Annotated in this window: 17 protein-coding genes and 1 pseudogene; 9 read left to right on the top strand and 9 right to left on the bottom strand. The window is 73.3% G+C overall.

Annotated features, from left to right (window positions below):
* Nucleotides 1-56 precede the first annotated feature (56 nt).
* Complete coding sequence (locus AB0M82_RS34865; RefSeq protein ID WP_364731293.1) at nucleotides 57-923, bottom strand: NAD(P)-binding domain-containing protein; 867 nt, start codon at nucleotides 921-923, stop codon at nucleotides 57-59.
* 116 nt (nucleotides 924-1,039) lie between these two features.
* On the opposite strand from AB0M82_RS34865, the gene AB0M82_RS34870 reads away from it, so the two are divergent.
* Nucleotides 1,040-2,041, top strand: a complete 1,002-nt coding sequence (locus AB0M82_RS34870; RefSeq protein WP_364731296.1) for a helix-turn-helix domain-containing protein — start codon at nucleotides 1,040-1,042, stop codon at nucleotides 2,039-2,041.
* Nucleotides 2,042-2,218: 177 nt separating this feature from the next.
* Here AB0M82_RS34870 and AB0M82_RS34875 read toward each other — a convergent pair whose 3' ends face one another.
* A complete protein-coding gene (locus AB0M82_RS34875; protein ID WP_364731299.1) occupies nucleotides 2,219-3,205 on the bottom strand; it encodes a winged helix-turn-helix domain-containing protein in 987 nt (328 codons plus the stop codon).
* 270 nt (nucleotides 3,206-3,475) lie between these two features.
* On the opposite strand from AB0M82_RS34875, the gene AB0M82_RS34880 reads away from it, so the two are divergent.
* Nucleotides 3,476-4,108, top strand: coding sequence for an RICIN domain-containing protein (locus tag AB0M82_RS34880; RefSeq protein WP_364731302.1), 633 nt, complete (start codon nucleotides 3,476-3,478; stop codon nucleotides 4,106-4,108).
* 335 nt (nucleotides 4,109-4,443) lie between these two features.
* On the opposite strand, the gene AB0M82_RS34885 is transcribed toward AB0M82_RS34880, so the two are convergent.
* Nucleotides 4,444-5,334, bottom strand: a complete 891-nt coding sequence (locus AB0M82_RS34885) for an ROK family protein (protein ID WP_364731377.1) — start codon at nucleotides 5,332-5,334, stop codon at nucleotides 4,444-4,446.
* A gap of 196 nt (nucleotides 5,335-5,530) precedes the next feature.
* Here AB0M82_RS34885 and AB0M82_RS34890 point away from each other — a divergent pair, with 196 nt between their 5' ends.
* Together AB0M82_RS34890 and AB0M82_RS34895 are read left to right on the top strand one after the other, a co-directional pair.
* Nucleotides 5,531-5,740 (top strand): CbtB-domain containing protein, encoded by a 210-nt coding sequence (locus tag AB0M82_RS34890; RefSeq protein WP_364731305.1) that lies wholly within the window; start codon nucleotides 5,531-5,533, stop codon nucleotides 5,738-5,740.
* Between the two features lie 19 nt (nucleotides 5,741-5,759).
* Entirely contained in the window at nucleotides 5,760-6,512 is a 753-nt protein-coding gene (locus tag AB0M82_RS34895; RefSeq protein WP_364731307.1) for a CbtA family protein, read from the top strand.
* Between the two features lie 3 nt (nucleotides 6,513-6,515).
* Here AB0M82_RS34895 and AB0M82_RS34900 read toward each other — a convergent pair whose 3' ends face one another.
* Nucleotides 6,516-7,997 carry a cobyric acid synthase gene (locus tag AB0M82_RS34900; RefSeq protein ID WP_364731310.1) on the bottom strand — a complete coding sequence of 494 codons (1,482 nt, stop codon included), beginning with the start codon at nucleotides 7,995-7,997 and terminating at the stop codon, nucleotides 6,516-6,518.
* A gap of 182 nt (nucleotides 7,998-8,179) precedes the next feature.
* A pseudogene (locus tag AB0M82_RS34905) lies at nucleotides 8,180-9,106 on the bottom strand (cobalamin biosynthesis protein); the annotation flags it as partial.
* A gap of 36 nt (nucleotides 9,107-9,142) precedes the next feature.
* Here AB0M82_RS34905 and AB0M82_RS34910 point away from each other — a divergent pair.
* From AB0M82_RS34910 to AB0M82_RS34930, 5 genes are all read left to right on the top strand, one after another.
* Nucleotides 9,143-9,862 carry a bifunctional adenosylcobinamide kinase/adenosylcobinamide-phosphate guanylyltransferase gene (locus AB0M82_RS34910; RefSeq protein ID WP_364731313.1) on the top strand — a complete coding sequence of 240 codons (720 nt, stop codon included), beginning with the start codon at nucleotides 9,143-9,145 and terminating at the stop codon, nucleotides 9,860-9,862.
* 12 nt (nucleotides 9,863-9,874) lie between these two features.
* On the top strand, nucleotides 9,875-10,888 hold the full coding sequence (gene cobT, locus AB0M82_RS34915) for a nicotinate-nucleotide--dimethylbenzimidazole phosphoribosyltransferase (RefSeq protein WP_364731316.1): 1,014 nt from the start codon (nucleotides 9,875-9,877) through the stop codon (nucleotides 10,886-10,888).
* Between the two features lie 268 nt (nucleotides 10,889-11,156).
* A complete protein-coding gene (locus tag AB0M82_RS34920; protein ID WP_364731379.1) occupies nucleotides 11,157-11,888 on the top strand; it encodes an adenosylcobinamide-GDP ribazoletransferase in 732 nt (243 codons plus the stop codon).
* A 69-nt stretch (nucleotides 11,889-11,957) separates the two neighbouring features.
* On the top strand, nucleotides 11,958-12,473 hold the full coding sequence (locus AB0M82_RS34925) for a SigE family RNA polymerase sigma factor (RefSeq protein WP_364731319.1): 516 nt from the start codon (nucleotides 11,958-11,960) through the stop codon (nucleotides 12,471-12,473).
* Complete coding sequence (locus AB0M82_RS34930) at nucleotides 12,463-12,963, top strand: hypothetical protein (RefSeq protein ID WP_364731321.1); 501 nt, start codon at nucleotides 12,463-12,465, stop codon at nucleotides 12,961-12,963. Before AB0M82_RS34925 ends, AB0M82_RS34930 begins: the two co-directional genes overlap by 11 nt.
* Here the strand turns inward: AB0M82_RS34930 and cobC are convergent.
* Genes cobC through AB0M82_RS34950 form a run of 4 tightly spaced genes read right to left on the bottom strand, consistent with a single transcriptional unit; the run spans nucleotide 12,944 to nucleotide 17,856 of the window.
* Nucleotides 12,944-13,966: an Rv2231c family pyridoxal phosphate-dependent protein CobC gene (gene cobC / locus AB0M82_RS34935; protein WP_364731324.1), complete on the bottom strand. Its 1,023-nt coding sequence runs from the start codon at nucleotides 13,964-13,966 to the stop codon at nucleotides 12,944-12,946. The genes AB0M82_RS34930 and cobC overlap by 20 nt on opposite strands.
* On the bottom strand, nucleotides 13,959-15,296 hold the full coding sequence (locus AB0M82_RS34940; RefSeq protein WP_364731327.1) for a cobyrinate a,c-diamide synthase: 1,338 nt from the start codon (nucleotides 15,294-15,296) through the stop codon (nucleotides 13,959-13,961). The genes cobC and AB0M82_RS34940 overlap by 8 nt, the downstream gene beginning before the upstream one ends.
* A complete protein-coding gene (cobO, locus tag AB0M82_RS34945) occupies nucleotides 15,290-15,904 on the bottom strand; it encodes a cob(I)yrinic acid a,c-diamide adenosyltransferase (RefSeq protein ID WP_364731329.1) in 615 nt (204 codons plus the stop codon). The genes AB0M82_RS34940 and cobO overlap by 7 nt, the downstream gene beginning before the upstream one ends.
* Nucleotides 15,904-17,856: a putative cobaltochelatase gene (locus tag AB0M82_RS34950; RefSeq protein WP_364731332.1), complete on the bottom strand. Its 1,953-nt coding sequence runs from the start codon at nucleotides 17,854-17,856 to the stop codon at nucleotides 15,904-15,906. Before AB0M82_RS34950 ends, cobO begins: the two co-directional genes overlap by 1 nt.
* Nucleotides 17,857-17,901: the final 45 nt, after the last annotated feature.

The raw sequence follows: 17,901 nt of genomic DNA on the forward strand, positions 1-17,901 counted from the left end.
CCCAGCGCCGGCGAAGGTGTCAAAGCCGCCACCTTCGCCGGCGCTGTACCACGTCGCTACGCGGTCCGGCCGGTGAGCACCTCGATCACCGCGGCGAAGCTGTCCGAGCCGTGCCCCGCGGCGCTCGCCTGCTCCATTGTGGACTTCAGGACCGCCGGCAGCGCGTTGTCCACGCCACGGGACGCGGCCGCGTGGAGGAGGTGGCCGATGGCCGCGATCTGCACGTCGACGGTGGCGTCGTCGCCGGGGTAGCGGCCGGCGTCGACCTGGGCCGCGTACCTCGTCAGGAACCGGTTGACCGTGGCCAGCCAGCGGATCGCGACCGGGGTGAACTCGGCCGCCGGCGTCTTCTCCGCGCCGACCAGCGCGGTGCCGTGGAGCCAGCCGGTCATGGTCGACCACATCAGGCCCAGCAGGGCGGCGTCGTACAGGGACGCCCGGCCGGGATCGGCACCGAGGTACACGGGGTCGCCCAGGGCCGCGAGCGTGGGCCGGTGCGCGTCGAACACCGTGCGCGGACCGCTGTACAGGAACATCACGTCGGAGCCGCCGACACCCTCCGGCGTGGTCATGATCGCGCCGTCGAGATAGTCCGCGCCGCGCGAGCCGAACCACTCGGCCGCCGTCTGCGCCTGTTCCGGCGCACCGGACGTCAGGTTGACGAAAGCCTTGCCCCGCAACGACTCCGCGCCCGGCTCGAGCACGGCGCGGAGAACGTCGTAGTCGAGCACGCACGCGACGACGAGCGGGCTCACCGCGATCGCCTCCTCGGGGGTGGCCGCGAGCCGGGCACCCCGCTCGACCAGCGGCGCGGCCTTCTCGGCCGACCGGTTCCACACGGTCGTCGGGTGACCGCGGTCCAGCAGGGCGGCCGCCAGCGCCGAGCCCATCGTCCCCAGACCGAGAACGGTCACAGAGTTCATTTCACTCGCTCCTCGGGATTCGGTGATCATCCGCCGTCAGGTTCGCAGTCCGGAACCGGCCCGGCGAGTGACACCGGTGACGGCCACCACCAAATTCCTGCCATACGATCGCGAGCATGAGCGTGGGGTCTGTCGCCCTGGTCGTGCCCGAGGAAATCGGGCTGCTGTCCTGGGACCTGTACGAAGTGAGCATCGCGGCCACCGTGTTCGGGATGCCGCAGCCCGACCTCGCCGACCCCTGGTACGACCTGCGACTGTGCGGTGTCGGCGCCGCGCCGCCGAGCGCGTCCGGCTTGGCATTGCGGACCCCGTACGGGCTCGACGGTCTCGCCGGCGCCGGCACGGTCATCGTGCCGTCGGTACCGGACGCCTGTGTGGAGGAAGGCGCGCCGGTGTCCCCCGAACTGGTCACGGCACTGCGTCAGGCGTACGACGACGGCGCTCGGATGGTGTCGCTGTGCACCGGCGCCTTCGCCCTCGCCGCGGCCGGGATACTCGACGGCCGCCGGGCCACCGCACACTGGATGCACACCGGCCAGCTCGCCGAGCGCCACCCGGAGGTGCTGGTCGACGACTCGGTGCTCTACGTCGACGACGGCGACGTGCTGACCAGCGCCGGGATGACCGCCGGGCTCGACCTCTGCCTGCACCTGGTCCGCCGCGACCTCGGCGCGCACGTCGCCAACCAGCTCGCCCGCCGGATGGTCGTGCCCGCGCACCGCCCCGGCGGCCAGGCGCAGTTCGTCGACCTGTCGGTGCCCGCCACGGACGACCAGGGCCTGGCGCCGGTGCTGGACTGGGCCCGGGCCCACCTCGACCGCCCACTGACGATCGAGGACCTGGCCCGCCGAGCGGCGGTGAGCCCGCGGACGTTCTACCGGCAGCTCCATCGGGCCACCGGCACGACCCCGCTGCGGTGGCTCCTCAACCAGCGGCTGGCCAGGGCCCAGACCCTGCTGGAGTCGACCGGTTTCTCGGTGGAGAAGATCGCGGAGCTGAGCGGGCTGGGGACCGCGAACAACCTGCGTCACCACTTCGTCAAGCAGATCGGGGTCTCCCCGAGCGACTACCGGCGAGCCTTTCCCCGCACGGCCGCGGCGAGCGGTCCAGTGCGCTGAAGGCCCGGCGCGCGAAGCGGATTAGCGTCGCAAGTTGTTCGACGTTCGGGCCGAGCGCCCCAATGTGGCGTTGGGTGCGTCCAACGCACCCAATGTGGCATTCGGTGCATCCAACGCACCCAAAGTGGCATTGGGGCGCAACCCCGGGCCCCGTCAACGAACCTTGGACGCGCGACCCTAGCTGTCCAGGAGAGCGCTTCCCAGCGGGGTGAGCGAGTGCAGCACGGTGTTGCGCTCCCGGTGCGTGATGATCAGCCCCGCGCGCCGGAGCACCGTGGTGTGCTTGCTGACCGCCGACGGCGTGACACCCAGCCGGGCCGCCAGTTCGGACGTCGAGCAGCCGACCGCCAGGATCGTCAGCGCCGCCGCGCGGGTCGGGCCCAGCAGGTCCGCCAGCGCGTTGGCCGGCGCCCGGCGGGCCCCGCGGTCGAACCCCGCGGAGTGCGCGGCCTGGCGGACGCACGGGTAGTGCAGCCGGGGCGTGCCGCCCGTGGCCGGCGGGACCAGCGCCGGGTACACCGAAAAGTACGTCGGCACCAGCAGCAGGCCCGTTCCTTCCGACGCGAGCGTTTCGGGGATCCGGTCGTCGGTCTCCAGGACCGGCGCCTCCCAGCGCACCCGCGGGCGGAGGCCGGTCAGCACCGCGTCGACACCGCCGTGGAGCAGCAGCTGCGTGCGCATCCCGAGGTCGGCGTCCACCTGCGCGCACACGATGTCCCAGCCCGGTGCGAGCGCGAGGTCGTGGTAGTCCTGCATGACCTGGACCAGCCGCGGCAGGCCCGCGGTGTCGCCGTCGGCGAGCGCCGCCGCCCAGCCCGGCAGGTCGCGGTTGACCGGCGCGCAGCGCAGCGCGGACTTCAGGCTCACCGGTTCCGTCTTCAGCACCGCCGCGAGCCCGGACTCCAGGTCGTAGCGCCCGGCCGCGGGCAGCAGGAACTCCGGGATCGGCGCGTCCGGGCGGCAGAGCCACATCAGCACCGCCGCCGAGTCCGGCAGCCCCTGCCACACGCGGTACCGCCACCGGTTGAACGCCGCCGACTCCGCGTTGCGGCCGCCGTCGCGCCGCTGCAGGACCTGCAGGCTCGCGGCGAGCTCGCCCATCGGGTCGGCCGCCGCGGCGAGCCCGACCCGGACGAGGTCCTGCCACGTCAGCTCGATGCGCATGATCATCCCCCGGGTGTCTGCCCGTCCATCGGCGCCCAATCCCGTTCTGTTACACACCTGGCCTGCGTTTTTGCCGCTGCGGGAAATCTCCTCGACGGGGCGGGGGTGGCCCTGAATGATGGCTGCAGAGACCGCTTTCGGGGGTTCGCGGTCTTGACGAGGGGGAATCGACGGCACGACCACGCGCCGGGTCCACTGTGGCCCGGGGCCGGTTTCCGCCTGCGTTCTTCCCTCGTCGTCAGGTACACCGAAATGCCGAAAAGGGGAACGATGACGAAGATGAAGCGGCTGATGGTGACGGTCGCCGCGGCGGCGGGCCTGTTCGGGCTGGTCGCCGTGCCGCAGGCCGGCGCGGCGCCGGCCGAGGGCAAGTCCACCCCGGTCACGTCGATCGGGCAGATCAAGCTCCGTCCGTCGAAGGTGGCCGGCACCGTTCAGCAGCGGTCCGCCAACGGGATGGCGACGCAGGACATCGACCCGGGCCCGTACCTGCTGGAGTCCGCGGCCTTCGGCCGTTGCTGGGACGCCGACCTGAACACCATCAACGCCAACGGCACGAAGATGCAGTTGTGGGACTGCAACGACACCGCGCCGAACCAGGCGTTCTGGGTGACCCAGAACCCGGAGGGCTACTACCGCTTCCAGAACTACCAGAGCGGGCGGTACCTCGACGCGGATCTGAACTCGATCGGCAAGAACGGCACCAAGATCCAGCTGTGGGAATTCATGGCCGGTGGCAAGAACCAGTGGTGGAGCCTGGCCCAGAACGCGGAGGGCTACCTGCGGATCCAGACCCCGGCCAGCCCGCGCCACCTGACCGCCGAGGGCTCGGTGGGCAGCAACGGCACGCGGCTGCAGCTGTGGGACTTCATCGCGGGCGGCAAGACCCAGTGGTGGTTCTGATCCACTAGGCATCCACTGAGCGGATGAACGCGGGCCCCGGCCGGGGCCCGCGTTTCTCGTTTCGCGAACGATTTCACGCTCAACTTAATTCTTCGTGTGAATCCCCCGAAATCGGTGGCACACAGCCGGGCGACGGGGCAGGCTGGATTCAGGGGGCACGGCCGGCGAGGGGGCTTCGGCCGGCCGTGCAACCCCGCCACAGAAATATTTTCACCACAGAAACAGTTTCCCGGGCACTGAGTCACCACCACGACGCCGGATCCCGGTGCGCATTCCGCCGATTGCCTCGTTTCCGTGAACCGCGTCCGAAGATCGAGATCGACCCGGCGCCTCGCTCACTTCAGCAAATCCAGCGCCAGCAACCCCGCGCCCAGCCGCCCGGCCTCGTCGCCGAGTTTCGCGGTCCGCAGCTCGGGCATCTTCTGGAACGTCAGGTGCGCCGCGAGCCACTCCCGGACCGGGTCCAGCACGTAGTCGGCCGCGGTGAACAAGCCGCCGCCCAGGACGATCACCTCCGGTCCGAGCAGCGTGAGCAGTGTCCGGATGCCGTGACCGAGGCCGTCGAGGGCGTCCTGGACCACCGTCACCGCGACCTCGTCGCCGTGGCGGGCGAGCTCGACGACCTCGCGGGCGCCGTCGGCGGGGCGGCCGGTGCGTTCGGTGTAGCGGCGGGCGATCGCGGACGCCGACGAGATGGCTTCGAGGCAGCCGGTCGCGCCGCAGCCGCACCTGCCGGGGTGGCCGACGTCGATGTGCCCGATCTCGCCCGCCTGGCCGTGTGCGCGATGGATCCGGCCGTCGAGCAGCAACGCGGCCGCGATCCCGGTGCCGACCGGGATGAACGCCGCGTTGGTCGCGCCCTTTCCGGCGCCCACCCGGAACTCGGCGATGCCACCCGCGGTGACGTCGTGCCCGAAGGCCACCGGCAGCCCGAGCCGCTGCTCCAGGAGCTCGCCGAAGGGAACCTCCCGCCAGTCGAGGTTGGCCGAGAAGTGGCAGACGCGGGTCTGTTCGTCGACGATGCCCGGCACCACGACGCCGACCGCGGCGGGCTGCCCGGTCCCCGCCTGCTCCGCCAGCGAGGCGACGATGTCCGCGACCTGCCCGGCCAGCGCCGTCCCGTCCGCACTGCGCGCCGTCTCCGCGCGCAGGGCCGCCTGCGGCCGCAGCCGTTCGTCGAGCAGCGCCGCCTTGATCGTCGTTCCGCCCACGTCGAGGGCGGCCACCGTTCTGGTCACCGCGGCATTGTCACATTGACGGGCCGGGAAGCGCGGACCTACGCTCAACCGGCCAGACGACGGATTCCGGAACGCGGTGCAAGTCCGCGCGGTCGCGCCACTGTGACCCCCGCCAGGGGGAAGCCAGACCCGGACCGTCGTATCCGACCCCGATGAGGCCGCGAAAGCCCGAGGAGGCCACGCCATGTCCCACCCGGCAGTTCCCGCCGTTCCGCTCCCGATCCGGATCCCGGTCCGCGAGATCGTCCCGTGGGCGGTGTTCGTGGTGCTCCTCGCCCTGATCGCCCTCTACTTCGTGAGCGCCGAGCAGGGCGCCACCGCGGTCTTCGCGAACATGTACGTCCACGAGTTCGTGCACGACGGCCGGCACCTGCTGGCCTTCCCCTGCCACTGATCGGCGGGCACGCGCTCCCATGATGAAGACCCTGCTGGTCCGCGGCATGCTCGCGGGCCTGATCGCCGGTGTGCTCGCGTTCGGGTTCGCCTACGCCTTCGGGGAGCCGTCGGTGAACACCGCCATCGGGCTCGAGGAGTCCGGCGGCCACGCGCATTCCCACGACGCCGCCGCTCCCGCCGCCGAAGAACCCGAGGAGGAGCTCGTCCCCCGGGACATCCAGAGCACTGTCGGGCTGCTGACCGGCGTCGTCGTCTACGGCGTCGCGATCGGCGGGCTGTTCTCGCTCGCTTTCGCGTTCGCCCAAGGACGGCTCGGCAACCTGCGCCCGAGGGTGACGTCGCTGTTGCTCACCGCGGGCGCGTTCGCCGTGGTGTTCCTGGTGCCGTTCCTGAAGTACCCGGCCAACCCGCCCGCGGTGGGCCGGCCAGGCACCATCGGTTCGCGCACCGAGCTGTATTTCGGGTTCGTCGCCGTTTCGCTGCTCGCCGGCATCCTCGCCACGGTGTTCGGCCGCAAGCTCGCGGACCGTTTCGGCGCGTGGAACGGAGCCATCCTGGCCGCGGCCGGCTACGTCGTCGTGATCGGCGTCGTGGCCTGGCTGATGCCGGTGGTCGACGAAGTCCCGGCGACGTTCCCCGCGTCGACGCTGTGGAGCTTCCGGACGGCGTCGGTCGGCACCCAGGTGACGCTGTGGCTGGCGCTCGGCCTCGCGTTCGGCACCTTCGCGGAGAAAGCGCTGAACCGGAAGGCCACCACCATCGGACGGTGACGGCTAAGGCGCGCCGGGCGGGACGAACGGCAGGTCCGGCGGCGCGCCCCGGTCCGCCAGGGTCAGCAGCGCCGCCGTGTCCAGGTGCTCGTCGACCGCGTCCGCCAGCTTGTCCAGCATCTCCTCGCGCAGGTCACCGAAGGCCGGGGCGTCCGGCGCCGGGGTCCAGCCGGTTCCGGCCTGGGCCGCCGCTTCGGTGAGCCAGGCGCGACGGAAGGCGTCGTTCTCGAACGCGCCGTGCCACATCGTGCCCCAGACCGCGCCGGCCCGCACACCGTCCAGAAAGGACTCCAGCGGCACCGCGGTGGTCACCGAGCCGTGGTGGATTTCGTAGGCGTCCACGCGGGTGCCCCGCCACCGGCCGGCCGGGCGGGCGAGCACCTTCTCCGCGGCGAAGGTCACCCGCGCCGGCAGCAGGCCGAGGCCCGCCACCTCGCCGGCGCCGGACTCGACGTCGTCCACAATGGACTCCGCGAGCATCTGGTAGCCGCCGCAGATGCCGAGCACCGGGCGGCCGGCCGCGGCGCGGGCCGCCACCGCCGTGTCGAGGCCGCGGTCGCGCAGCCAGGCGAGGTCGCTCACCGTGGCCCGCGACCCGGGCAGCACCACGACGTCCGCCGCGGCGACCACGTCGGGGTCGGCGGTCAGCGTCACGGTGACGCCGGGTTCGGCGGCGAGGGCGTCGACGTCGGTGGCGTTGGACGCGCGCGGGAACCGGACCACGGCCACGCCGAGCCCACCGCCCCGCGTTTCCCGGCGCCAGCCCGCCGCGGCCAGGGCGTCCTCGGAGTCGATCCACACCCGGTCGAGCCACGGCAGCACGCCCAGCACCGGACGCCCGGTGACCTTCTCGAGGCTGTCGAGGCCCGGTCGCAGCAAGCCGACGTCGCCGCGGAACTTGTTGACCACCCAGCCCGCGACCAGCGCCTGGTCCTCGGCCGAGAGCAGCGCGAGGGTGCCGAACATCGCGGCCAGCACACCGCCGCGGTCGATGTCGCCGACGACGAGCACCGGCAGCCCGAACCGCCGCGCGAGCCCCATGTTGACGTAGTCGCCGCCGCGCAGGTTGATCTCCGCCGGGCTGCCCGCGCCTTCGCAGACGACGACGTCGTAGCGCGTGCTGAGGTCTTGGTAAGCGGCGAAGGCGATCTCGGCCAGCCCGGCCCGGCCGGTCGCGTACTCCCCCGCGTCGAGGACGCCGAACGGCTTCCCGAGCGCGACGACGTGGCTGCGCCGGTCGCTGCCGGGCTTCAGCAGCACGGGGTTCATGGCGGCTTCGGGCTCGACGCCGGCCGCGCGCGCCTGCAGCCACTGGGCGCGGCCGATCTCGGCGCCGTCGGCGCAGACCATGGAGTTGTTCGACATGTTCTGCGCTTTGAAGGGCGCGACCCGGGCCCCGCGGCGCGCCAGCCACCGGCAGATCCCGGCGGTGACCAGGCTCTTCCCGGCATCGGACGTCGTACCGGCGACGAGCAGGCCGCTCATCGTGCGTTGTCCACAGCCGGGCCGAAGTCGGCGGAGTTGTCCACAGATCGCCGAACGGCGCTTGCCACGGCCGCCCTGCCGATAAACTGGACAGGGGACGCCCCCCAGGGAGTGGTGGGGGCTGCGCTCGCGACGCCTGCGCTCGCGGCGACCGCACTGGCAGCGGCTGCGCTCGCGGCGGCGGCCGCACCGGCGGCGACCACAACCGCGGCCAGTCCCACTAGCCGGGACAGCCGCACCGCCCGCCGTAGATCGACCGGCTCCGGGTCGCGGCCCTCGCCGAGCCGGGCCCGGCTCTCGACCTCACCGCCGTAGCTGTTCGTCCCGCCGAGCCGGATGTCCAGCGCGCCGGCGAACGCGGCTTCGACCTGGCCCGCGTTGGGGCTCGGGTGCCGCCCGCCGTCACGGCGCCAGATCCGCCAGGCACCGCCTGCCCGCCCACCGGCCAGCGGCGCGCCCAACGCCGTGAGCACCGCGCCGAGCCGCGACGGCACCAGGTTGACAACGTCGTCGGCGCGCGCGGCGGCCCACCCGAAGCGGCCGTAGCGCGGCGAACGGTAGCCGACCATCGCGTCGAGCGTGTTGAGCGCGCGGTAGCCGAGCAGGCCGGGAACCCCCGCGACGGCGCCCCAGAACAGCGGCGCGACCACGGCGTCCGAGGTGTTCTCGGCGATCGATTCGGTGGCCGCGCGGGTCAGCTCGGCGGAGTCGAGCGTCGTCGCGTCGCGCGCGCAGAGGTGCGAAAGCCGCTGACGCGCTCCGGGCACTTCGCCGGCTTCGAGCAGCCGGGCCATCTCGGCGCCTTCGGCGGCGAGGCCGCGTCCGCCGAGCACTACCCACGTACAGACAGCCGTCGTCGCGAAGCGCACGAAGGGACGTCGCCGCGTCGCGACCTGAAGCGCGACGCCCAGCCCCACGGCACCGGAGGCGCACAACCCCGCGTACGCGACTCCACGCGGCTTCGAATCGGCCCACATGCGACGTTCGAGACGGGCCGCGGCGGTTCCGAAGACGGCTACCGGATGCCCCCGACGGGGGTCACCGAACAGGGTGTCGGCGACATATCCGGTCACGAGTCCGGCCGCGGTTGTCCCTAGACGGAGTGGCACGTGGCGAACCGTAGCGCGTGCACCAGAATGCCGGGTATGACTGTGCCCAATGCCGCCTCCGCGGGAAGAAGTGCGTCGGCGGGGCCCAATGCCGCCTCCGCGGGAAGAAGTGCGTCGGCGGGGCCCAATGCCGCCTCCGCGGGAAGAAGTGCGCCGACGGGGCTGAGCCACCGGCTGGCGGGGTATCTCGAAGCCCTGGCGCGGGCGCTACGCCGGTACGGACACGGCGAAGACAAGGTGCTGGTCCTCGGCGGTGTCCGCTCGGGGAAGTCACGGCACGCCGAACGGCTCGTCGCGCACCACCCGCACCTCGTCTACGTCGCGCCCGGCCTGCCCGCGGGCGACGACGACGCGGAATGGGCCGCGCGGGTGGCCGCGCACCAGGCGCGGCGGCCGGCGCACTGGAGGACCGTCGAGACCACCGACCTGGCCGGGATCCTCCGCACGGCGACCGAGCCACTGCTGATCGACTGCCTCGGCACCTGGCTCTCCCGGGTGCTGGACGACGTCGGCGCGTGGCGGCAGCAGGCGGGCTGGGAGCATCGGCTGGACGACCGGCTGGAGGACTTCCTGGCCGCGTGGGCCGCGGCGCGGGTGCCGGTGGTCGCGGTCAGCAACGAGGTCGGCAGCGGTGTGGTGCCCGCGACGTCATCCGGACGGCTGTTCCGTGATGTGCTGGGCGCACTCAACAACCGGGTGTCCGCCGACGCCGACCGGGTCGTGCTGGTCGTCGCGGGCCGGGCGCTCGACCTGTAACAGGAGGCGCCCGTGTTCGACGTACCCGTGCCAGACGCAGCCGCCCGCGCCGCCGCGCAGGAGCGGCTCGACGGCCTGGTCAAGCCGCTCGGCTCGCTGGGCAGGCTGGAGGAGATCGCCGCCTGGCTGGCCGCGGCGCACGGCAGCGTGCCGCCGCGCCCCCTCGACGACGTCCGCGTGGTCGTGTTCGCGGGCGACCACGGCGTGTCCGCGCTCTCGGCGTACCCGCGCGAGGTGACCGCGGCGATGGTGCGGGTGTTCCTGGCCGGGAAGAGCGGCGTGAACGTGCTGGCCGCCCAGGTCGGCGCGCGGGTCCGGGTGGCCGACCTCGGCGTCGACTGGGACGGCGCGGACGTCCCGGCTTCCGTCACGGCCCACAAGATCCGCCGCGGTTCGGGCTCGATCGACGTCGAGGACGCGCTTTCGCCAGGTGAGGCGCAGGCGGCGTTCGACGCGGGCCGCGCGATCGCGGACGAAGAGCGCGACGCCGACGTCCTGATCCCGGGCGACATGGGGATCGGCAACACGGCGATGTGCGCGGCGCTGGTCGCGGCGTCGCTGGGGCTGCCCGCGGCGGAGGTCGTCGGCACGGGCACCGGGGTGGACGCGGCCGGGCTGGCGCGGAAGACGGCGTCGGTGTCGGCGGCGCTGGCCCGGACCGTGGGCCGGACGGAGGACCCGTTCGAGCGCTTGACGGCGCTGGGCAGCGCGTGCGTCGCGGCGACGGCGGGGTTCCTCGTCCAGGCGGCGGTGCACGGCATCCCGGTGCTGCTCGACGGAGTGTTTTCGGGCGCGGCGGCCCTGGTGGCCCGCGACATCGCGCCCGGCGCGGAGCAGTGGTGGCTGGCCGGCCACCGCTCGACGGAGCCGTCGCAGGCGTTCGCGCTGAAGGCGCTCGGCCTGGAGCCGATCCTGGACTTCGGCCTGCGGCTCGGCGAGGGCAGCGGCGCGGTCCAGGCGATCCCGACGCTGCGGGCGGCCCGCGCGATCCTGGCCGACATGGGCCTGCTGGCAGACTTGGCATGAGCGCAGCCCCCGCCACTCCCTGGGGGGCGTCCCACGTCCAGTCTATCGGCTCCCCCGGTGCAAAAGGCCCCGCTCGGCGATCTGTGGACAACTCCGCCGAGTTCGCATCGCCTGTGGACAACTTGAGCCGGGGGGTGGCACTCGGTGCCCTGAACGCACCCAATGTGGCGTTCGGTGCATCCAACGCACCCAAAGCCACATTCGGTGCATCCAACGCACCCAAAGCCACATTGGGGCGCTCGTGAGCCGCTGGGGTGACTCCGCGCGGATGGCCGTCGGGACGCTGACCACCGTGCCCGTCCCGGCGCCCCGCGTTATCGACCGCCGGGTCGCGGGCGGCGCCATGCTGCTCGCGCCCCTCGCCGCCGTTCCGCTCGCCGCGGCCGCCGGGCTCGTCGTCGCCGCTGGAACAGCCCTGCACCTGCCCGCGCTCGCCACCGCGGCCTTGGCCCTCGGCGCCGTCGCGCTCGGCAGCCGCGGCCTGCACCTCGACGGGCTCGCCGACACCGCCGACGGCCTCGGCGCCTCCTACGACCGCGCCAAGGCCCTCGACGTCATGCGCCGGGGCGACTCCGGCCCCACCGGGGTCGCGACCCTCGTGTTCGTCCTGCTCGTGCAGGCCGGGGCGCTCACCGGAGCCATCGGCGCCGGCCACGGGATCGCCGCCGCGGTCGCGGGCGTGCTCGTCGGCCGCTGCACGCTCTCGATGTCCTGCGCGCGCGGAGTGCCGTCGGCGCGGCCGGAGGGGCTCGGTGCCACCGTCGCCGGCTCGGTCCCGAGAACCGCCACGATCGCGATCGCCGCGATCGCGGCCGCGCTCGCCACGCTCATCCCCGGCCTGCCCTGGTGGCGCGGCGTAGTCGCGGTCGCCCTCGCGTACACCACAGCCGCGGTCCTCCTCATCAGGTGCGCGAAACGGCTCGGCGGGATCACCGGCGACGTCCTCGGCGGCTGCCTCGAAGTCTCCGTGGCCGCGGCCCTGCTCGCCCTTTCGTGGTGATCGTGTCAACCCGCGGCGACCGGTCGGCGTGTAGTGAGGGAGAACGCCGACAAGGGAGGTGGTCGAGCCGTGCCTCGGCCGGAAACGACGGCGGACGGGCCCGTCGCGGACCTGTTCCGCCGGCAGCGGCCCGATCTGCTGCGGCTCGCCGTGCTGCTGCTCGGTGACCGGGCCATGGCCGAGGACGTCGTCCAGGACGCCTTCGTGGCGCTGCACCGGAAGTGGCCCACGCTGACGGACCCGGCGTCGGCTGCCGGATACCTGCGGGTCTCGGTGGTGAACGGCGCGCGGTCGGCCCAGCGGCGCCGGACGACGGTCTGGCGGCACCTCAAGGCCGGTGAACCGGAGGCGCTCCCGGCAGCGGACGCCGGCGTGCTGCTCGCCGAGGAACACCGGACGGTGCTCATCGCGGTCCGGCGGCTCCCCCGCCGGCAGCGCGAGGTGCTGGTGCTGCGGTACTGGGCCGGGCTTTCCGAGGCCGAGATCGCGGACACCCTCGCCGTCTCCCGCGGGACGGTCAAGACCTGCGCGTCCCGCGCCCTCACCAAGCTCGCGGACCTGCTCGGAGGACCCGATGGACACTGAAATCGAGGACCGGCTGCGGCGGGCGTTCAGCGCCCTCGCGTCCACTGTGGACAGCGTGGACACTGTCGACATGGAGGCGGCGCCGGCCGCACGGCCCCGGCGCCGGCTGACCCCTGTCTTCGCCGCCGCGACCGCCGTCGTCCTGGTCGCCGCCGGGGTGGTCTTCGCCGTCACCCGGCCCACGCCCGGACCCGTCCCCGTGACGCCGGCGACCGCGGCTTCGCCTTCCGCGTCGGCGCGGTCGTTCTCCTTCGACCTGCTGACCCACTGCGGTGTCGACGAAGCGAAGATCGGCGGCACCTACTTCGAGGCCGAGCACCCGATCGTCGGCCCCGCCGTCAGCGCGCCCGCCGGGTGGGACAACCCGTACCAGCGCGGAACCATGACCCTGCTTTCCCCGGACACCGCCGTCTTCCACGACGACCACGGGCACGAAGTCCGCTTCCGCGCCCGTCCCGGGGCGACGGCGTTCAAACTCCTCTGCGACTGACCAGCGCCGCGAGGAAGCCGTCGGTGGTCGCCCGGTCGCGGACCGCGAGCCGGAGGTGGTCCGGGCCGAGGCCGGGGAAGGTGTCGCCGCGGCGGACCGCGTAACCCGCCTCACGCAGACGCGCGCGAAGCACCATCGCGTCAGGGATGCGCACCAGCACGAACGGGCCGCGCGGGTCACCCAGAACCTCGACGTCCGCCTCGGCCAACCGCGACACCAGGTACTCGCGGTCCGACTCCGCCGCGACGGCCAGCTTTTCCGCTTCCTCCAAAGCGGACGGACGGCAGCACGCCACCGTCGCCACTCCGGCCAAAGTGGACACCGACCACGGCACCTGCACCTCTCGCAACCGCTCGACGACGTCGGCCTCGGCGAGCACATACCCCGCCCGCAACCCAGCCAAGCCCCAGGTCTTCGTCAGGCTGCGCAGCACGGCAACGCCGGGCGCACCGCCGGCCAGGCTTTCGGCCTCGCCGGGGACCGCGTCCAGGAAAGCTTCGTCGACCACCAGGAGCCGCCCGGGCCGGGCCAGCGAACGCAAGGCCGACGCCGGGTGCAGCACCGACGTCGGGTTCGTCGGGTTGCCCACGAACACCAGGTCCGCGTCGTCCGGGACCAGCGCCGGGTCCAGCACGAAACCGTCCTCTTCGGACAAGATCACGCGCGAAACCGCGTGCCCGGCTGCCCGCAGCGCGGCTTCCGGCTCGGTGAACTGCGGGTGCACGACCACCGCGTGCCGCGGCCGAAAAGCCGACGCGAGCAGGGTGAACGCCTCCGCCGCGCCCGCCGTGACCAGGACTTCCGCCTCCGGACGCCCGTGCCGCGCCGCTACCGCACGCGTCGCTTCCGCAGCGGACGGATAGGCGGCGAGATCGTCCAAAGCGGACGCCAGCTCCCGTCGCAGCCACTCCGGCGGCCGCGGCAGCCGGACGTTCACCGCGAGGTCCACCAGCCCCGGCCCGACCTCGCGGTCGCCGTGGTGGTGCAGGTCGTAGTCACGCACGGGCGAACCCACGAGCCCGCGCGGCGAATCGGTGGGCCAACTCGGGATACCCGGCCCAGTGGACGTGCAGGTAGGACGCGTTCAGCGTCGGCGACGCGAAGCCGTCCAGTTGCCGGTCCCAGCCCCAGGCCGCCGCGGCACCGTGCGACGGCGTCACCTCGGTGCGGTGGAACTCGTGCCCGGTGACGCGCTGCCCGGCCGCGGCCAGGAGGTTGTCCTCGACGGCGACCGCGCGCCGGTAGCCGAGCTTGCCGCGGGCGGTCATCTTGGCGTCCGCGGGCACGGCGCCGACCATCGGCACGCCGTCCAGGGACTGGCACAGGTACAGCAGTCCCGCGCATTCCGCGCTCACCGGCATCCCACGCTCGATCGCGGAGGCCACTTCGGCGCGCAACGCCGTGTTCGCCGACAGCTCGGCCGCGTGCACCTCGGGAAACCCGCCACCGAAGTACAGCCCGGCACAACCGTCCGGCAAAGCCTTGTCACGCAAGGGGTCGACGTCCACGACGTCGACGCCGCCCGCGGCGAGCAACTCGATGTTCTCGGTGTAGCGGAAGGTGAACGCCGGGCCGCCCGCGGCCGCGACCGTCACCCGCGGACCGTCCACTCCGGACGGCTCCCAAGCGGGCGCGGAGAGCCGGGAGGCGCCGGAGGCGATCCGCACGATCGCGCCGAGATCAACGCCGTCGGCGACCCACGCGGCGAGCGAAGGCAGCACGCGCTCGGCCTCGGCGGCCCGTTCCGCCGCGGGCACCAGCCCGAGGTGCCGGCTCGGCGCGTGGATCTCCTCGTTGCGGTACAACGCGCCCAGCAGCGGGACGCCGGTGGCCTCCAGCGCGGACGCGATCTCGTCGCGGTGCCGCCGCGAGCCCAGCTTGTTGAGGATCACGCCGGCGAGCCGCACGCGGTGGTCGTAGTGGGCGAACCCGAGCACGGTCGCGGCGACGCTGCGCGAGGCGGCCGAAGCGTCGACGACCAGCACCACCGGCGCGTCGAGCAGCCGGGCGACGTGCGCGGTGGACGCGTAGCCCTCGGTGCCCAGCGCCCCGTCGAACAGACCCATCACGCCCTCGATCACGGCGATGTCGGCGCCGAGGGAACCGTGCCGCAGCAACGGGATCAGCCGGTCTTCGCCCTGGAGGAACGGGTCGAGGTTCCGCGCCGGGCGCCCGGTGGCGAGCGCGTGGTAGCCCGGATCGATGAAGTCGGGCCCGACCTTGTGCCCGGAAACGCGGTGCCCGGCCGCGCGGAGCGCCGCCATCAGCCCGGCGGCGACGGTGGTCTTGCCGTGCCCGGAGCCGGGCGCGGCGATCACCACCCGCGCTACCACTCGATCCCCCGCTGGCCCTTCTGCCCGCTGTCCATCGGGTGCTTGACCTTGGTCATCTCGGCGACCAGGTCCGCGGCCTCGACGAGCTCCGGCGGCGCGTACCGGCCCGTGATGACGACATGCTGGTGCCCGGGCCGCGAGACCAAAGTGGACACGACGTCGTCGACTTCGAGCCAGCCCCACTTGAGCAAGTAGGAAAACTCGTCGAGGACGTAGAAGCCGTGTGTTTCGGCGGCGAGGCGGCGCTTGATCTCGGCCCAGCCCTCACGCGCGTTCGAGGCGTGGTCGTCTTCGCTGCCGGACTTGCGCGCCCAGCTCCAGCCCTCGCCCATCTTGTGCCACTCGACCGGGCCGCCCTCACCGGTTTCGTCGTGCAGCCGGCCCAGCGCGCGGAACGCGGCTTCCTCGCCGACGCGCCACTTCGCCGACTTGACGAACTGGAACACGCCGATCGACCAGCCCTGGTTCCAGGCGCGCAGCGCCATCCCGAACGCGGCCGTCGACTTGCCCTTCATCTCCCCGGTGTGCACGGCGAGCAGCGGCCGGTTGCGGCGCTGGCGCGTGGTCAGTCCGTCGTCCGGGACGACCTCGGGTTTTCCCTGCGGCATCAGGCGGCCCTCCCGGTCCGGGCGCGGACGGCGCCGGCCAGCGACTCCGCGGCGACGTCGGCCAGCGGCACGTGTTCCGCGCCGAGGTGGGCGGCCAGGTCGGCGGCCAGGCCGAGCCGCATCTTCCCGCTCTCGCAGTCCATCACGACGGCGGTGACGCCGGTGAGCAGCCCGGCCGCGGCCTGGGCGCGCGCGACGGCGTCCGGCCCGCTGGTGGCCCGGCCGTCGGTGACGACGACCAGCAGCGGACGGCGCCGCGGATCGCGGATCTCCTCGACGCGCAGCACGCGCGCCGCTTCCAGGAGCCCTTCGGCCAGCGGTGTCCGGCCGCCGGTGGGCAGGCCGTCGAGCCGGGACGCGGCCGCGTCGACGCTGATCGTCGGCGGCAGCGCCAGTTCGGCGGCGTCGCCGCGAAAAGTCACGAGCCCGACCTTGTCGCGGCGCTGGTAGGCGTCGAGCAGCAGCGACAGCACCGCGGACTTGACCTCGCGCATCCGCGCCTTGGCCCCCATCGAGCCGGACGCGTCCACGCAGAACAGCACGAGATTGCCCTCGCGCCCTTCCCGCAGCGCGAACCGCAGGTCCTCCGGCCGCAGCTTCAGGCCGGCGCCGTCGCGGCCGCGGGCTTTCTGGTGCGGCGCCGCGGCTTTGACGGTCGCGACCAGGTGCGGCCGCCCGTCCCGGACGCTCGGGGGCTGGACGCCGATGGTCCGCCCGCTGTCGGTGATGGCCCGCGAACGGCGTCCGCGCTCGCCTTCGCCCATGCCCTTGACGCGGAAGACCCGCGCCTTGAACGTTTCCCCGGCGCCGACGGTCTTCTGCCGGCCGCCGCTTTGCCGCGGTTCGCCTTGCGGCGCGTCGTCGCTGCCCTGCGGCGCCGGGGCTTCGTCCTGCTGGGGTGTGGAGCCTGAGCCAGGGCCGTCGTCCTCGGGGCCGGGCTCCGGTGGCTGGGCGTCCTGCAAGGCCTGCTCCAGCTGCTCTTCGGAGATCCCCGGGGCGTCGAACGGGTTCCGGCGGCGCCGGTGCGGCAGCGCGAGGCGCGCGGCGACGCGGACGTCGTCGGTGGTCACCTCGTCGCGACCGGCCCAGGCCGCGTGCGCCACCGCGGTGCGCGCGGTGACGATGTCCGCGCGCATGCCGTCGACCTCGAACGACGCGCAGACCTCGGCGATCTGGCGCAGTGCGTCGTCGGGGAGCTTGACGGCGGGCAGAAGCCGTTGCGCCGCTTCGATGTCCGCGGCCAGCAGGGCGTCCTCGGCGGCGTACTCCGCGGCGAAGCCGCCAGGATCGGCTTCGTAGGCCAGCCGGCGCCGGACGACCTCGACGCGCTGCTCCGGATCGCGGCTGGAAGCGACCTCGACGGTCAGCCCGAACCGGTCCAGCAGCTGCGGCCGCAGCTCGCCCTCTTCCGGGTTCATGGTGCCGATCAGCACGAACCGCGCCGCGTGCGACACCGAGACGCCCTCGCGTTCCACGGTCGCGCGGCCCATCGCGGCGGCGTCGAGCAGGGTGTCGACGAGGTGGTCGTGCAGCAGGTTGACCTCGTCGACGTAGAGCAGCCCGCGGTGCGCGGCGGCCAGCAGGCCCGGCTGGAAGTCCGTGACGCCTTCGGCGAGCGCGCGCTCCAGGTGCAGGGAGCCGATGACGCGGTCCTCGGCCGCGCCGACCGGCAGCTCGACCAGCCGCGCGGGCCGCCGGTGGCTGTTCGCTCCGTCGTGCGGGCCGTCGGGGCAAAGCGGGTCAGGAGCCGCGGGATCGCAGGAGAACCGGCAGCCGTCCACGACGTCCACGCCGGGCAGCAGGCCCGCCAGCGCGCGCACCATGGTCGACTTCGCGGTCCCCTTCTCGCCGCGCACCAGCACCCCGCCGACGGCGGGCGAGATCGAGGACAGGACGAGCGCCAGGCGCAGGTCCGGCATCCCGACGACGGCGGTGAACGGGTACGGCTTCAACAGCGCTCCTGAGGTCGGCGACCGGCCGATCATCGCACAGCGCCC

Source organism: Amycolatopsis sp. NPDC051128, from assembly GCF_040682715.1.
GTDB lineage: Bacteria > Actinomycetota > Actinomycetes > Mycobacteriales > Pseudonocardiaceae > Amycolatopsis.

What these genes read in the sequence shown, in the direction of transcription:
- AB0M82_RS34895 (WP_364731307.1), top strand. Translation starts at nt 5,760, where the DNA reads ATGATGAAGACCCTGCTGGTCCGCGGCATGCTCGCGGGCCTGATCGCC.
- AB0M82_RS34870 (WP_364731296.1), top strand. Translation starts at nt 1,040, where the DNA reads ATGAGCGTGGGGTCTGTCGCCCTGGTCGTGCCCGAGGAAATCGGGCTG.
- AB0M82_RS34930 (WP_364731321.1), top strand. Translation starts at nt 12,463, where the DNA reads ATGGACACTGAAATCGAGGACCGGCTGCGGCGGGCGTTCAGCGCCCTC.
- AB0M82_RS34865 (WP_364731293.1), bottom strand. Translation starts at nt 923, where the DNA reads ATGAACTCTGTGACCGTTCTCGGTCTGGGGACGATGGGCTCGGCGCTG.
- AB0M82_RS34875 (WP_364731299.1), bottom strand. Translation starts at nt 3,205, where the DNA reads ATGCGCATCGAGCTGACGTGGCAGGACCTCGTCCGGGTCGGGCTCGCC.
- AB0M82_RS34910 (WP_364731313.1), top strand. Translation starts at nt 9,143, where the DNA reads ATGACTGTGCCCAATGCCGCCTCCGCGGGAAGAAGTGCGTCGGCGGGG.
- AB0M82_RS34920 (WP_364731379.1), top strand. Translation starts at nt 11,157, where the DNA reads ATGGCCGTCGGGACGCTGACCACCGTGCCCGTCCCGGCGCCCCGCGTT.
- AB0M82_RS34900 (WP_364731310.1), bottom strand. Translation starts at nt 7,997, where the DNA reads ATGAGCGGCCTGCTCGTCGCCGGTACGACGTCCGATGCCGGGAAGAGC.
- cobO (WP_364731329.1), bottom strand. Translation starts at nt 15,904, where the DNA reads ATGCCGCAGGGAAAACCCGAGGTCGTCCCGGACGACGGACTGACCACG.
- AB0M82_RS34880 (WP_364731302.1), top strand. Translation starts at nt 3,476, where the DNA reads ATGACGAAGATGAAGCGGCTGATGGTGACGGTCGCCGCGGCGGCGGGC.
- AB0M82_RS34890 (WP_364731305.1), top strand. Translation starts at nt 5,531, where the DNA reads ATGTCCCACCCGGCAGTTCCCGCCGTTCCGCTCCCGATCCGGATCCCG.